Origin of the sequence: Sphingobacterium micropteri, from assembly GCF_014692515.1 — a bacterium.
In the GTDB taxonomy this organism is placed as follows: Bacteria; Bacteroidota; Bacteroidia; order Sphingobacteriales; family Sphingobacteriaceae; genus Sphingobacterium; species Sphingobacterium micropteri.
Window position 1 is genome coordinate 106,193 of the sequence record NZ_JACOIK010000001.1, and the last position, 14,800, is coordinate 120,992.

Annotated in this window: 10 protein-coding genes; 7 read left to right on the plus strand and 3 right to left on the minus strand. The window is 41.7% G+C overall.

The features are described 5' to 3' along the window. Positions 1 to 222: 222 nt before the first annotated feature. From H8B06_RS00385 to H8B06_RS00415, 7 genes are all read left to right on the plus strand, one after another. Positions 223 to 3,510, plus strand: a complete 3,288-nt coding sequence (locus H8B06_RS00385) for a TonB-dependent receptor (protein WP_190992306.1) — start codon at positions 223 to 225, stop codon at positions 3,508 to 3,510. A 27-nt stretch (positions 3,511 to 3,537) separates the two neighbouring features. Next, positions 3,538 to 5,043, plus strand: coding sequence for a RagB/SusD family nutrient uptake outer membrane protein (locus tag H8B06_RS00390; RefSeq protein ID WP_190992307.1), 1,506 nt, complete (start codon positions 3,538 to 3,540; stop codon positions 5,041 to 5,043). A 319-nt stretch (positions 5,044 to 5,362) separates the two neighbouring features. After that, complete coding sequence (locus tag H8B06_RS00395; RefSeq protein WP_190992308.1) at positions 5,363 to 6,115, plus strand: NYN domain-containing protein; 753 nt, start codon at positions 5,363 to 5,365, stop codon at positions 6,113 to 6,115. 4 nt (positions 6,116 to 6,119) lie between these two features. After that, positions 6,120 to 6,950 carry a 3-keto-disaccharide hydrolase gene (locus tag H8B06_RS00400; protein ID WP_190992309.1) on the plus strand — a complete coding sequence of 277 codons (831 nt, stop codon included), beginning with the start codon at positions 6,120 to 6,122 and terminating at the stop codon, positions 6,948 to 6,950. Between the two features lie 153 nt (positions 6,951 to 7,103). After that, positions 7,104 to 8,909 (plus strand): DNA polymerase III subunit gamma/tau, encoded by a 1,806-nt coding sequence (locus H8B06_RS00405; RefSeq protein WP_190992310.1) that lies wholly within the window; start codon positions 7,104 to 7,106, stop codon positions 8,907 to 8,909. 62 nt (positions 8,910 to 8,971) lie between these two features. Continuing rightward, on the plus strand, positions 8,972 to 9,745 hold the full coding sequence (rlmB, locus tag H8B06_RS00410; RefSeq protein ID WP_190992311.1) for a 23S rRNA (guanosine(2251)-2'-O)-methyltransferase RlmB: 774 nt from the start codon (positions 8,972 to 8,974) through the stop codon (positions 9,743 to 9,745). Positions 9,746 to 9,755: 10 nt separating this feature from the next. Beyond that, a complete protein-coding gene (locus H8B06_RS00415; RefSeq protein ID WP_190992312.1) occupies positions 9,756 to 10,364 on the plus strand; it encodes an HPP family protein in 609 nt (202 codons plus the stop codon). Between the two features lie 76 nt (positions 10,365 to 10,440). Here H8B06_RS00415 and H8B06_RS00420 read toward each other — a convergent pair whose 3' ends face one another. The 3 genes from H8B06_RS00420 to H8B06_RS00430 form a co-directional block, all read right to left on the minus strand. Continuing rightward, on the minus strand, positions 10,441 to 12,255 hold the full coding sequence (locus H8B06_RS00420; RefSeq protein WP_190992313.1) for a DEAD/DEAH box helicase: 1,815 nt from the start codon (positions 12,253 to 12,255) through the stop codon (positions 10,441 to 10,443). Between the two features lie 165 nt (positions 12,256 to 12,420). Then, positions 12,421 to 13,767, minus strand: a complete 1,347-nt coding sequence (locus H8B06_RS00425) for an OmpA family protein (protein WP_190992314.1) — start codon at positions 13,765 to 13,767, stop codon at positions 12,421 to 12,423. 163 nt (positions 13,768 to 13,930) lie between these two features. Beyond that, positions 13,931 to 14,791 carry a universal stress protein gene (locus tag H8B06_RS00430; protein ID WP_190992315.1) on the minus strand — a complete coding sequence of 287 codons (861 nt, stop codon included), beginning with the start codon at positions 14,789 to 14,791 and terminating at the stop codon, positions 13,931 to 13,933. Positions 14,792 to 14,800: the final 9 nt, after the last annotated feature.

Sequence of the window (14,800 nt, forward strand, 5' to 3'; positions counted from 1 at the left end):
AAGCCGTATAATACTTCGACTCATTATACGGCTGTAATTTAATTAGAACATAAACACGTAATTAAATCATTTCAAATTTATGAAACCATCATGATTTATCGAAATCACGCTTCAAAAGAATGAAATCATGATAGCTTCATCTCCATTGAAGAGAAAATTAAACAGATGAAAAAAGCCAAGAAAAAAAACACGAAAGCTAGTTGGGGCTTTCTATTTAAAGTTATGAGGATACAAGTAATAATATTTTTAATAGGCCTATTGAATAGTGGTCTATTTGCTAATCCTGCCCTGTCACAAACGACAATTTCTTTAGATTTAAAGAAAGCGAATCTGAAGACACTGTTTACGGCGATCGAAGGGAATACAGAATATGTTATTTTGTATAAGGATAATGTTCCGGTCAATACGACAGTTTCTATACAGGTGAAAAATGAGGCAGTGGGAAAAGTGCTAGAAACAACATTAAAGCCTTTGGGATTGAAATATAAAATTGTCGATAATCAAATTATAGTAACAGCTAATGTACAGGCTTTAGAAAGTTTCCCTACTTCGAATCGTGTAGTCGATCAATCGGAAGTAGCGGGGACGGTATTGAATAACCAAGGCGAGCCATTGCAGGGTGTTTCTGTTGTGGTTAAAGGAACATCGAAAGGTACCACAACGGATGCTGGAGGAAAGTTTTTGCTCTCCGATCTAAATGATAGCGATATACTGGTGTTTTCTTACCAGGGGTATGCCCAGCAGGAGATATCTTTAAACGGTAGAAATCTACTCCATATACGGATGCAGGAGCAGTTGGAGGAATTAGAAGATGTTGTCGTTGTAGGATACGGTACACAGCGTCGGTCAGATTTGACCGGTGCCATTACCAGTGTCAAATCGGAAGAAGTTGCCCGCACATCAGGTGGAAATGCAACGGAAGCTCTGCAGGGTAAAAGTGGGGTACATATTTTAAGTGCCGGAAGCCCGGGAACTTCTCCCGTAGTGAGAATTCGTGGTGTAGGTACCAATGGCGATCCAAATCCGCTATATGTAGTTGACGGAATGTTTGTGGATGACATCCAGTACTTAAATCAACACGATATTGAATCCATGGAAGTTTTGAAAGACGCGTCAGCGACCGCTATTTATGGTTCGAGAGGTGCCAATGGGGTGATCTTAGTGACGACAAAAAAGGGACGTTCTGGCCGGGCATTGATCAACTTTACAGGTGGGGAAGGTTTTCAGTTTCTCGCACGGAAATATCAAATGGCAGATGCCACAGAATATGCTACACTTCAAAATATAATAGCCGACGGGCGTGGCGTGGATCGAAATCCGGCATACAGCAATCCATCTTCATTCGGAAAAGGAACCAATTGGATCGACGCAACAACACAAAATGCGGCTATGCGAGATTATCAGCTTTCTGCTAGCGGAGGGAATGAAGATATTACCTATCATGCCAGCGTGGGCTGGTTCGATCAAGATGGAGTATTGCGCCATACGGATTATGATCGATTGACGGCTCGGTTGAATAATACCTACAAAGTGCATGACAAAATTCGTTTGGGACACAACCTGACATTTAGCAATGCAAAGAATACACCTTATGGCAGTATGGCGGCTATGCGGATTATGAATTCAATTTACACAATCTCTCCGCTTATCGCAGCAAGAAATGATGCTGGCGATTTCAATGTAGCGCAACACACGGAGATTATTAACCCGTATGCTGCATTATATTATAGTAAGGATGCCGTGTACAATACGAAACGCTTTATGGGGAATGCCTATGCGGATGTAGATCTTCTACCTGGATTGACCTTCAGGAGTAGCTTCGGTTTTGATTACTCCGATGTTAAAAATAAGATATTTGAAGATGCTTACGATCTGGGAACTACTCATCAACAGCATTTTGTAAACAGTTTACAGTACGATTTTAATTCCCTGTATACCTGGTTGTGGGAAAACACCTTGACATACGATAAGCAGTTTGGTAAACATCATCTTAATCTATTGGGGGGTATTACGGCACAGAATACGGATGCTGATTTTATGACGTTGACAGGTTCGGGTGTACTCTCGAACGATCCGCGTTTTCTTCAACCGCAAACCATCCCACCGTCCAGTATAGGTGTAGGAACAGAGTTATATCCGTACTCAAATTCGATTATGTCATATCTGTTTAGGGCAAATTATAACTATGAGGACCGCTACTTATTGACAACAAGTTTCCGGGCAGATGGGTCATCAAAATTCCATCGTGATAACCGATGGGGTTATTTCCCTTCCGTCGCTGTTGGCTGGCGTATTTCGCAGGAAGATTTCATGCAAGATGTGTCTTGGGTGAATAACCTGAAACTTCGTGCCAGCTGGGGGCAAATCGGTAATGAAAAAATCGATAATTATCTTTATATCCCCGTAGCTATACAGGATCCGGTATACAATGGTGTGTTCAATGGCGCACCCATGGCTAATTTTGCGATTACCAATGAATTTAACAGAGATATTAAATGGGAACATACGGAACAACTTGATGTCGGGTTAGAATTTTCGACGTTGGCAAACCGTTTGTCTGTTGAATTTGATTATTTCAATAGAGATACTAAGAATTTATTGTTTGCTCCGGCTCATCCGGGAGGCTCTACAGGTATTGCACCAGCGACCCGAAATGTGGGATCAGTGCGCAACCGTGGGTATGAATTTACAATAGGTTGGAATGATAATATCAATGACTTTAACTACGGTGTGCGGTTTGCCGGAAGCCACTTTAAGAATACGGTACTGAATTTTGACAATCAAATATTGACTGGAGGAGAATGGATGTCTAGTGCTGTAACACGTGGCGAAGAAGGATATCCACTTTGGTATTTTTACGGGTATGATGCTATAGGTGTATATCAAACATCGGAAGATCTTCAATATTGGAATGACTATGCAAGTGCATTGGGAAGAAGTCAATACGATCCGAATGCGAAAGTCGGTGATCTGATTTTCCGTGATGTTAATGGAGATGGTCAGGTTACCGGTGATGACCAAACGTACCTCGGTTCTCCTTATCCTAAATTTACGGGTAGTCTTTTTTTAAGCGCTTCATATAAAGGATTTGATTTGGCAGTAGATGTGACAGGCGTATGGGGTGCTTCTATATATAACAATGCCCGTAATCGTTTTGTTGATGCTTCTTTCAATATGCACCGGGAATGGTTGGGGGCCTGGACGCCGACAAATACAGATACGGATATGCCTCGTTTGGATCCCAGCGCTATATCATTCAATAGGAGCTCTAGTTTTAATGTACAAAATGCAGATTATGTGAAATTTCGGCATATTGAATTGGGATATACGTTTGGTGAAAACTTTCTTTCTAAATGGAACATACAGAAAATTCGCTTATTCGCCAATGCTTCTAATCCATTTTACATAACTAAATATCAGGGCTTTTCTCCCGAAGTATCATCCGGTATTGATTTCTCCACATATCCAGTGGCAGGATCGTTTAGGGCAGGGCTTAATTTGACATTTTAATAGGTTTATCAATAAAAGAACATCATAATGAAAAGGAAATATATATTAGTTTTACTTTTAGCGGTATCCCTGTCGGGATGTAGTGATTTTTTGGATAAGGAGCCTCTAGGAAGAGCATCGGATGAAGTGATATTGGCGGATGAAAACAATATCGATATGTTTGTGAGTCGATTGTATGGAACACTTAATTGGAGAGAGTGGTTCATCGGAAGACAAATGTATAACCTATGGGAATTTGGGGCGGACGATTATGCGGGAAGGCCGGGAAATGGACAATACAGCAATTACAAAAATTTCACGTATGATCCGTCAGAAGGAGCCATTAATGAGTATTGGGACCGCACGTATAACTGTCTGAACCATTGTAACCAAATTATTGCCCGGACACCAGACTTTGAGAATCGTGAAATAGCGGAACTTGCAGAAGCACAGGCCAAGTTTTTTAGGGCATACTACAATTTTGGGTTGGTGACGATCTTTGGAGAAGCACCGTTGAGGGATAAGATTCCCGAGGATCCTGCTGAGTATGATCTCCCCAAAAGCTCTTCGCAAGCTTTTTATGAGTTGATTATCGCTGATCTCGAGTATGCTATAGCACATTTGAGAACACGTACGGAATGGGGAGCTGAAGGTTTAGGTAGGGTAACAAAGGGTACTGCACAAGGATTGTTGGCTAAAGTCTATCTGTATATGCAGGACTATCCAAATGCCCAAAAATACGCCAGTGATGTGATTATGGGGCAAGAGTATCAACTGGAGAACAATTATCGCGAACTGTTTAGTCCCAACAATCCCTATTCTGCGGAGAATATGATGCCTGGACATTACCAATTTGACGACCAAATCTGGAATGGACGTTGGTGGAACCCGTTAGCGCAGTATAATGGGATTGGTAACGGTGTCGGGAATGCGGAACTCATCGTAACACAACATTTGGTGGATAGCTATGAAAATGGGGATCCGCGTAAGGAAGCATCTATTTTTGAGGCGGGTACAGATCAGATTCAGGGAGCTGAAGACGTGACGCCGGCGGATTATTTGGATTATGCGAATAAGAAGTTAATTTGGCCAAAATCGTATTGGAACCAAGAACAGTTCAGTTGGACAAATGTTAATCCGATGTTTTTGCGATATGCGGATATTCTTTTGATATACGCGGAAGCTAGTAACGAATTGGGTACTTCTCTTTCCGGATTGACCGCCGAACAGGCTTTAGAACAAGTACGCTTCAGAGCCCGCGGTAACAAAACGTTTGCAGAGGCCGGCGTGTTGCCGGAGATAAATGGCTTAGGCAAAGATGCGATGCGGCTAGCGATTTGGCAAGAAAGACGTGTGGAACTGGCGTTCGAATTTCAACGTTGGCCGGATTTGGTACGTTACGAAAAGGTGGTGCCGGGATACATGACAAATCTATTGCGGAATACTTATGGAAAAACGGCTTTCGATTATGAGAAACATAGTAAATTCCCAATTCCGCTGTTAAAAATAAATAGTTCCCAAGGGGTGTTAATACAACATGACGCTTGGAATTAAAGCCATACTTTTGCTATAACCGATATGTGGAATATATTTATCACGTATCGGTTATGGCTAATAAAAACAATAAAAGAAGTTTAATCATTTGCTCGATAGGATGAATCTTGACAGATATCTGGGAACCTTCGATTCATAGTGGACGTTTAAAACGACAAATCTCCACTTTTCTTCCGTTCGCCCTTTTCCTGCCGAGACAAAATTGCCGTTTTTGTGCTGTTCACGGAGGGATTCGCTTATCTTTCGATATCTTCGGAATTTACACTGCCATTTATAGCGTTAGAATAGTTATATTTACCATGTACCAAATATCAGACTGATGCAAGATCATAAACTCGCAGTTTTAATTGATGCTGATAATGTTCCGTACGCTAACGTGAAGGAGATGCTAGAAGAAATATCAAAAAGTGGAACGCCTACCGTAAAGCGCATATACGGGGACTGGACTAAGCCAACTGTTTCCGGTTGGAAGAATGTTTTACTCGAAAATGCTATTACACCCGTGCAGCAGTACAGCTATACCACAGGTAAGAATTCTTCCGACAGTGCATTGATTATCGATGCCATGGATATTCTGTATTCAGAAAAAGTAACCGGTTTTTGCATCGTTTCAAGTGATAGTGATTTTACCAGATTGGCAACTAGGCTTCGGGAGGCTGGTATGCTTGTCATTGGTATAGGCGAGAAGAAGACCCCTCAGCCATTTATTGCTTCGTGTAATAAGTTTATCTATCTGGAGATATTGAAACCTGTTGAAAAGGAGGAAGCAATTAAAGCACCGGTTAAATCAGTGACTAAGCAAAAGCCTGCTCAAAAAGCAATCGATAAAGTGGATAGGCGGACTATCAAAATGATTGTCGACAGCGTCGATGACCTGGCAGATGAAACAGGTTGGACTTTCTTGGCATCCTTGGGTAGCTTCATTTCAAAAAAGAAACCAGAGTTTGACCCTCGTAACTACGGATTTAATAAACTATATGACCTAGTTAAATACATCGATAGGTTTGAAATAGACGAAAGAGATTCGGGTGGGTATAAGCATGTGAAACATATTTATTTGCGGTTGAAGTAAAATCATGAGATATTCTACCATAATTATATTGATCTGTCTAGGTTTTCTTACACAGGCTTGTCAAGGTTCTAAGGCACAGAAAAATGACGAGGGATGGATAGAACTGTTTAATGGAAAAGACTTAGCAGACTGGTTTGTAAAAATAAATGGTCATGAAATTGACGTAAATTACGGGGAAACCTTCCGGGTAGATAGTGGTATTCTAAAAGTGAGTTATGATCAATACGACGATTTTAACGAGCAGTTTGGTCATCTCTATTATAAAAGACCATTTTCCCACTACCATTTGGTGGTTGAATATCGTTTTGTGGGAGAACTGCACAAAGGAGCACCAAGTTACACCTTACGCAATAGCGGTGTGATGTTCCACGCTCAAGATCCTCGAAAAATGCTTAAAAATCAAGATTGGCCCATATCTATTGAGATGCAGTTTCTTGGAGGATTGAGTGATGGGAAAGAAAGGCCCACAGGAAATATGTGTTCACCTGGCACGCATGTCGTGTACAACGGAAAACTGTCTGAAGAGCATTGTATTAACTCTACATCCAAAACATACGATGGCGATCAATGGGTTACGGCAGAACTTATCGTCCTTGGGGATTCTTTAATCCAACATGTGATCAATGGGGACACGGTGTTGCAATATTCAAAACCCCAAATCGGTGGACCTGTGGTCAATGGTCACGATCCGGCAGAAAAAATCGACGGTAAATTACTGAACAATGGTTTTATTGCATTGCAAAGTGAGGGACAGCCAGTGCAATTTCGAACAGTGAAATTATTAGATCTTAGTCAGAAAACGCGATCAGGACAGAAAGATAGATCCTTAAATTAAACACCGCTCCGTTGATTAACCCAAACCTTGAGCTGATATCTTCATAGTCCCCGGATGAGATCTAAAATATTCACGGATCCATATGTGGGAGTATCTAGTTTTTTTACGCTTTAATTTCTGGATTTTACTTGTTAAAATCCTTATCTTCGTGCAATGGATAATTTTATTGTTTCAGCACGGAAATATCGCCCCGTTACCTTCGACTCTGTTGTTGGTCAGCAGCATATTACCAGCACGCTCAAAAATGCGATCCACAACAATCAACTGGCACAAGCCTTTTTGTTTTGTGGGCCACGTGGCGTAGGGAAAACAACCTGTGCCCGTATTTTGGCGAAAACAATAAATTGTGAACAGATCAGCGAACAGGTAGAAGCTTGTGGTACTTGTGATAGCTGCAAATCTTTTCAACAAGGAAATTCCTTCAGTATTCATGAGTTAGATGCGGCCTCTAATAATTCGGTAGACGATATCCGGAGCCTAATTGAGCAAGTTCGAATTCCTCCTCAAGCCGGTAAATATAAAATCTATATTATTGACGAGGTGCACATGCTTTCGCAGGCAGCTTTCAATGCCTTTTTGAAAACGCTGGAAGAACCTCCGTCGTATGCTATTTTTATCTTGGCAACGACAGAAAAACACAAGATTCTTCCTACTATTCTTTCCCGTTGTCAGATATTTGACTTCAATCGGATAAAGGTAGAGGATATGGCGAACCACCTAGCTTCCATTGCACAAAAGGAAGAAATAGCGTTTGAGTCGGATGGATTGCATATTATTGCCCAAAAAGCGGATGGCGGACTTCGGGATGCGTTGTCCATGTTTGATCAGATTGTTAGTTTTTCGAATAAAAATATTACGTATCAAACGGTTATCGATAATCTGAATATCCTGGATTACGATTATTATTTTCAGCTGATGGATCGTGTGGCGGCAGAAGATGCGGCACAGGCATTGCTGATTTTTGATAAAGTCTTAAATAATGGCTTCGATGGAGGTCACTTCATTAGCGGTCTGGCAACACATACGCGGAATCTATTAGTTTCTAAAGAACCGGCAACGCTAAAATTGCTTGAAGTGAGTGAGAATATAAAACGAAAGTATCTGGAGCAATCCCAGGCACTTAGTTCAGGACTCTTACTCTCGGTGTTGAATATTGCCAACCAGTGCGAAATTAATTATAAAAGCAGTAAGAACCAACGTTTACAGGTAGAGTTGGCATTATTAAAGATGTGTCATCTCGCGTCAGCTATTTTACTGAGTCAGCAGGGAAATTTTACACCCTCTGTTACGGCAGAGGTAAAAAAAAAACTCCCTGACCCAGCTGTAAGCCGCCCAAAGGCTGTCGTTAACGATATTCCTACACCAAAACCATCAACAACACCTACGGTACCGCAAGCATCTGCGCCTATACAGGTACCAGCTACCGCTTCTACGCCGGTTATAGAGAAATCTACCGGAGCAGATACGAATACCTCCGTGAAAAAGGGATGGGGTAAAATTTCAGCCTCTGTGAACGTACCCAACTTAAATACGATATTTGAGGATAAGGTTGAAGCAGAGACGGATGAACCAGACCTTGTTCAAGGGGATACGTTTCGAGAGGTTACTTTCAATACATTTATTACGCAATGGAATGCATTTGCAGATCGTTTGAAGCAAACGAACCGCATTACGCTATATACGATTATGACGGCTAACCCTCCACGTTTAAACGGTGTGATGGTTGAAGTGGACGTGGAGAACGGGGTACAGATGGACGAACTCAAATTAGGTAAAATAGATATTCTAAATTACTTGCGCGTGGAGCTGCAAAATTTTTCACTCGACTTAACGGGTGTACAAGTAGAAGTCACCAAAGTTCGAAAGCCTTATACTTCGGTGGAAAAATACCAGGCAATGGTTTCTAAGAACCCTGCATTGGAAACCTTGCGTAAAGCATTTAATCTCGGGTTGAGTTAAATACTTCTTTCTTTTCTTATCTTTGCCGGATAAAAATGTGTTAGATATTTAAAAATTAAAATATGCGAAATTTCCAACAACGGGAAAGAGGAGAAAAGCGCGAATCAAACCACATGGTGTTTGGTATCCGTGCTGTTATTGAAGCCATAGATAGTGGTAAGGAAATAGAGTCGTTGTTTGTGCAGCGGGGATTGAGTGGTAGTCTCTTCCTAGAGTTGAAATCGTTGTTGAAAGAGCATAATATAGGCTATCAGCAGGTACCTATTGAGAAGCTAAACCGTATTACTCGTAAAAATCATCAAGGCGTTATAGCGGTCATCTCACCTATTACTTATCAGCATATCGAAGACTTATTGCCGGCGATATATGAGAAAGGCGAAACACCGCTTTTATTGATGTTAGATGGTGTGACCGATGTACGCAATATGGGGGCTATTGCACGGACGGCGGAATGTGCCGGAGTCCATGCGATTATTGTACCCAAAAAAGGGTCGGCAGAAATCAATCCTGATGCGATTAAAACTTCCGCAGGTGCATTATATAAGATTCCAGTATGTCGTGAGGATGCTTTGGGACGTACCGCACGTTTTCTTATCGAATCGGGCGTACAACTGGTCGTGGGTACGGAGAAAACACAAGATTCCGTGTATGATGTGGATTACACGGTTCCTACTTGTATTGTTTTAGGTGCCGAAGATGTCGGTGTATCAGACGACCTGATTCGTGTTTCAGATAAACTGGCGAAGATACCGATGTTTGGAGAAATAAAATCACTCAATGTATCCGTTTCCGCGGGTATTGTTATCTATGAAGCTATACGTCAACGTCATAAATAGTTCGCAATAGTTGAAAAAGCAAATTTACAGACAGCTTCGAGTATATCGATATGTCTTCTATCGAGAAACACTTGTTGACCCTCGTGAACATTTTTGGTCTTTTGTCGGCGCTTTCGTCGGCATTTTTATTATCGCGTTTATTCAATCGCTACATTTGCCCATATTGGAGAATGTGTTTTTAATTGGCTCGTTTGGTGCTTCTTCCGTATTAGTATATGGTGCAATACAAAGCCCGTTGGCACAGCCCCGAAATCTAGTTGGGGGACATGTGGTATCGGCATTTGTCGGGGTGACTGTTGCATACTTATTGCCACCTGTTATCTGGCTTACAGCTCCGCTAGCGGTTGCGCTCTCCATTGTGTTTATGCAGATTACCCGTACACTCCATCCTCCGGGTGGTGCGACGGCATTGATCGCTGTGGCCAGCAGCACGAAAGTAGCTTCGATGGGATATTGGTATGTATTAAGTCCAGTTTTATCGGGGGCATTGATTTTACTCTTTACCGCACTTATATTTAATAATATTACGGATAAACGTCATTATCCGGTTAAATATTCGCGATTGCGTCGTTCTCGAAGAAGGCATTTAAAAGCCAGACGACTTGGAGTAAGACGTTAAGATTTTCTGAAGAACAGAAAAAAGCCGGATTTTCATGCAGAAAACCCGGCTTTTAAATAATGATAAATCGTAATGATTAATATCTAGAGCGAGAAGAAGAAGACTGACGTCTTCCGGAGCGCTCTCCACCACCGAAGCCACCAGAACTACGTCTGTCGCCTCTGAAAGAACCTCCTTTTCTGTCTCTATCTCCACCTCCACTTCTGCGTCTTCCGCCGCCGTCGCCGCCTCTAGAGCGACCACCGCTGTGACTTTCGTCGCCAGATACTTCAACGCGAACTGCGCGGCCATTGTACTCTGTACCTTGGAAGCCTTCGAATACTTTGTTTACCTCTGCATCTTGTACCTCGAAGAAAGTGAATACACCTTTCATATCGATTTTTCCGACTGATTTTCCAGATATATTTGCGGCATCGCAAATAAGACCAAGCATATCACCACGTGAAAACTCATCTACAGAACCAAGGTTGATGAACAAGCGTGTGTATCCGTTTGAAGCAGCTCTGCTTCTGCGTTCACCACGTTCTCCGCGATCACCACGTTCTCCACGATCACTTTCACGAGCATCAACGTTCAAGTCTGGTGCATTTTGATAATAATCTAAGAAACGGTTAAACTCTAGCGAAGCGAAACGTGTAATGATGTCTTCTTTTGACAAATCTTGCATGCTTTCCATAATACTTGGAAGGTATGGAGCGATTCTTTCTTCGTTGATCTCCGCGTTACGTATTTTATCCGTCATAGCAAGAAGTTGTTTTTCAACGACTTCGCCAGCTTGAGGTACTTGTTTCTTTTCAAACTGTTTGCCTATGATTTTTTCGATGCGACGGATCTTTCCTAATTCTTTAACGTTAATTAAGGAAAGGGAGACACCGGTCTTTCCGGCGCGGGCCGTACGACCGGAACGGTGTGTGTAATTTTCAACCTCATCCGGTAGGGAGAAGTTAATAACGTGTGTCACATCGTTCACATCAATACCACGAGCCGCTACGTCTGTTGCAATTAATAGTTGCAAACTGCGATCACGGTAGCGTTTCATTACCTTATCACGTTGTTGTTGAGACAAGTCTCCATGCAACGAGTCGGCATTGTAGCCATCTTTTACCAAAGCTTCCGCTATTTCTTGTGTTTCAATCTTTGTACGACAGAACACAATACCGAAAATCTCTGGGTAATAGTCTACAATACGTTTGAACGCCGCATATTTGTCCCTAGCCTTAATGACATAATAATGGTGTTCAATGTTTGCATTACCGGTGTTTTTTGTGCCAACGGTAAGCTCTTGAGGGTTGGTCATGTAGTTTTGTGCTATACGACGTACCTCTTTTGGCATAGTTGCTGAAAACAACCATGTTTTCTTTGTGTCGGGCGTTTCCGAAAGAATGTTGTTGATATCCTCTTGGAATCCCATGTTCAACATTTCATCTGCTTCATCCAATACAACATACTTCACATTGGAGAAGTCGATTGCTTTTCTGCCGATGATGTCTAGCATACGTCCAGGGGTAGCTACGACAATCTGTACACCGCGACGAATCTGGCGTAATTGGTCAGAAATATTTGCGCCACCGTAAACGGCAACAACGTGTACATCGTCAATGTACTTAGCAAATTTCTCTAAATCTTTTGCGATTTGTAAGCATAGCTCACGCGTAGGACATAATACTAAAGCCTGCGGATGCTTTTGAGTAAAGTCGATTAACTCTAAAAGTGGAAGACCAAATGCCGCTGTCTTTCCTGTGCCGGTTTGGGCTAATCCGACAAAATCGTCGTTACCAGTCAATAAAACAGGAATGGCTTTTTCCTGAATAGGAGATGGTTTCTCGAAACCCATCTCAGTGATGGCATTAACAACTTCATGACGGATCCCCAAGTCTAAAAATGGGTTCATGAAATAAATTATACAATAGGCTCTATTGCCTAAGGCGGTGCAAAGATAGGGATAATATTTGAAAACAAAAAATAATATTCTTTTTTTGAGCAAGATTATAATAAAAAATGGCTGCCTATACTATAGCGCAGCCATTTTTATTTTACTGTTTAATGTTTACTAGTTTTAGTATAGCGTAAATTCTACGCGACGGTTTTGTTGACGACCTTCTGCTGTCGCATTGGTAGCAATAGGTTGTGTCGGGCCATAGCCTGTAGCTTCAATGCGGGAAGCGTTCGCTCCTTTGGAAACGAGATAGGATTTGACAGCCTCCGCACGTTCTTTCGATAAACGCATGTTCGTTTGCATAGAACCGGTATTATCAGTGTGGCCAGCAAGTTTTAAGCTGAAGTTTTTCTCGATAAGAAGTGCAGCTACACTATTCAATGAAGGGTAAGAGGTGGAACGGATAGTTGATTTCCCTAAATCAAACTCTAGGTTTTTAATAGCCTCATCCACCACTTTTCTATCTTCTTCTGTCACGACGATCTTTTCGATTACTTTTGTTTCGTGTTTTAATTCCGGAAGAGGACAACCGGATCCATCTACTTTGACGCCTGCAGGTGTTTCCGGACATTTATCAAATTTATTGGCTACACCATCACCATCATCGTCTTGCAAATCGCTGTTTAAACTGGACAGGCGAGAAGACAATGCCTGGTTCTCCTGTTTTAACGCGTCGTTTTGTGCTTTTAGGTCGTCATACTTCATGCTGTAGTCGTTTACCAGTGTCGCAACAGGATTGGAGTTGTTGAGTGCTGGTTTAGAACTATTGCCCAAGGTAATCTCCAGTCCAGCATGTGCATAGGAGAACAAATCATTTTTAAATGTACCGCCTGGTTGTCCATCAAAATGTTGGTTTGCCCAATTTAGCTGATAGCCTAGGTCAATGTTGATGCCCCTAGCAACTGCAAACTTGAACCCGAAATCTGCAGGTACATATAATTTGGTAGTTGCATCATGTGTCGTTGCTGCACCATCTGCATCGGTTACGGTTGTTTCAAAATTCAGTGCGCCAAGACCTACTGCGAAATAAGGTTTGACAAAGCTGTTGAAGAAACGCCAGTTGGTGTTGGCCATTGTCCATTCACCTGACAAGGCGGCCGACCAAGGTGCTTTTGTTTCAAATGCTGCAATAGCTGTTCCGGTCGCATCTTCATTTTTACCAGCAACTTTCCCGCCCATATATTGTGCTTTTAGGCCGAAAGATGGAGAAATTTGTTTTTTAATGTAGGCACTATACCCGAGGTTGTGTTCGAGTTTGTCAAAACCGTCGCGGTTGAAACCAAAGATGTTAGACTGGTTCAATACGCCGGCATTCAGCCCTATTGACCAGGTTCTGTATTGTGTTTCCGCACCTAGGGGAGTCGTACCTTCAATACTTGCTTGTTTTTGTGCTTGCGCAACAGAGACGCTACCCAATAAACTGGCCATCCCTGCAATCGCTACATTTTTTAAGTTAAAATTCCACATATAAGAGCTATTAATAATTATTTGATTATATGAACACGTATGGCTAAGCAATTGTTTTGCCAAAAGTAATGTGAAACGAGTGGGCAGTCCTGAAATCGAATAGAAAAAAATCTCTTGTAGCAACTATGCTACAAGAGGAAGAATGTTTTTACAGAAAAATCGTTTATTTGCTTCGTACAGGAGCGAACAAGGTCGGTATGGTCATATTGTAGGCCATTTTACGCACAATATTTTCCTCTACCAATCGTCGGAAAATACTTTTACGGCTACGGGTAATGAGTAAGAAATCTATCTGTTCGTCAATTAAAACGTTAGAAATCGCATGCGATACATTTTCTGCCGCCCGATTATAAAGTACTTGGGGTTTTATCGTATACGAAATATTCTGAATGCCAGTCCGGTTAATGATTTCTTCGATCCAGCCTTTGAACTGTACATCTATATCGCTGATACGGCGGTCGTCTTTGTTTACGTAAATCAATACCAGTTCGAATTCATTGCCAATAAGCCTAATGGCATGCTGGAGTACCTCTATTTCACCCTCTTTAAAATTACAGAGCAAGCCTACTCGATCTTTCTGGAGTCCTTTCGTATTTTGCGGAACGCCAAGAACGGGAGTTTTGGTGTTGAGTATAACATCATACGTATTGCTGCCTAGAAAGATCGCTTCTAATCCGGAGGAGCCTTTCGTTCCCATGACAACAGCATCGTAGTCAAATCCGGCTGTTATCTTGCTGATTTCTTCAAAAAGGTTACCTTCTTTGAATATACTGTTGAACGTAATATCTGGATGTTCTTTTCGGATATTTGCTAAGAGTTTTTCCATATCCTTTTCCGATATTTTCACCTGCGGATCTTCAATAGGGTAGGCTTGCCGGTTTACATACGAATTAGAATGATGCGTGAAAACATGGACGAAGTCTACTTCTTGTTTTCGTTCATTTTGCGAAATAAGCTGACAAGCATATTGAATAGCAGTTAGCGAATCCTCGGAAAAGTCAACGGGTATTAATATTTTGCTCATGGGTATATT

Coding starts and splice junctions, on each gene's coding strand:
- H8B06_RS00385 (WP_190992306.1), top strand. CDS start 223: ATGAGGATACAAGTAATAATATTTTTAATAGGCCTATTGAATAGTGGT.
- H8B06_RS00405 (WP_190992310.1), top strand. CDS start 7,104: ATGGATAATTTTATTGTTTCAGCACGGAAATATCGCCCCGTTACCTTC.
- H8B06_RS00390 (WP_190992307.1), top strand. CDS start 3,538: ATGAAAAGGAAATATATATTAGTTTTACTTTTAGCGGTATCCCTGTCG.
- H8B06_RS00430 (WP_190992315.1), bottom strand. CDS start 14,791: ATGAGCAAAATATTAATACCCGTTGACTTTTCCGAGGATTCGCTAACT.
- rlmB (WP_190992311.1), top strand. CDS start 8,972: ATGCGAAATTTCCAACAACGGGAAAGAGGAGAAAAGCGCGAATCAAAC.
- H8B06_RS00400 (WP_190992309.1), top strand. CDS start 6,120: ATGAGATATTCTACCATAATTATATTGATCTGTCTAGGTTTTCTTACA.
- H8B06_RS00425 (WP_190992314.1), bottom strand. CDS start 13,767: ATGTGGAATTTTAACTTAAAAAATGTAGCGATTGCAGGGATGGCCAGT.
- H8B06_RS00420 (WP_190992313.1), bottom strand. CDS start 12,255: ATGAACCCATTTTTAGACTTGGGGATCCGTCATGAAGTTGTTAATGCC.
- H8B06_RS00395 (WP_190992308.1), top strand. CDS start 5,363: ATGCAAGATCATAAACTCGCAGTTTTAATTGATGCTGATAATGTTCCG.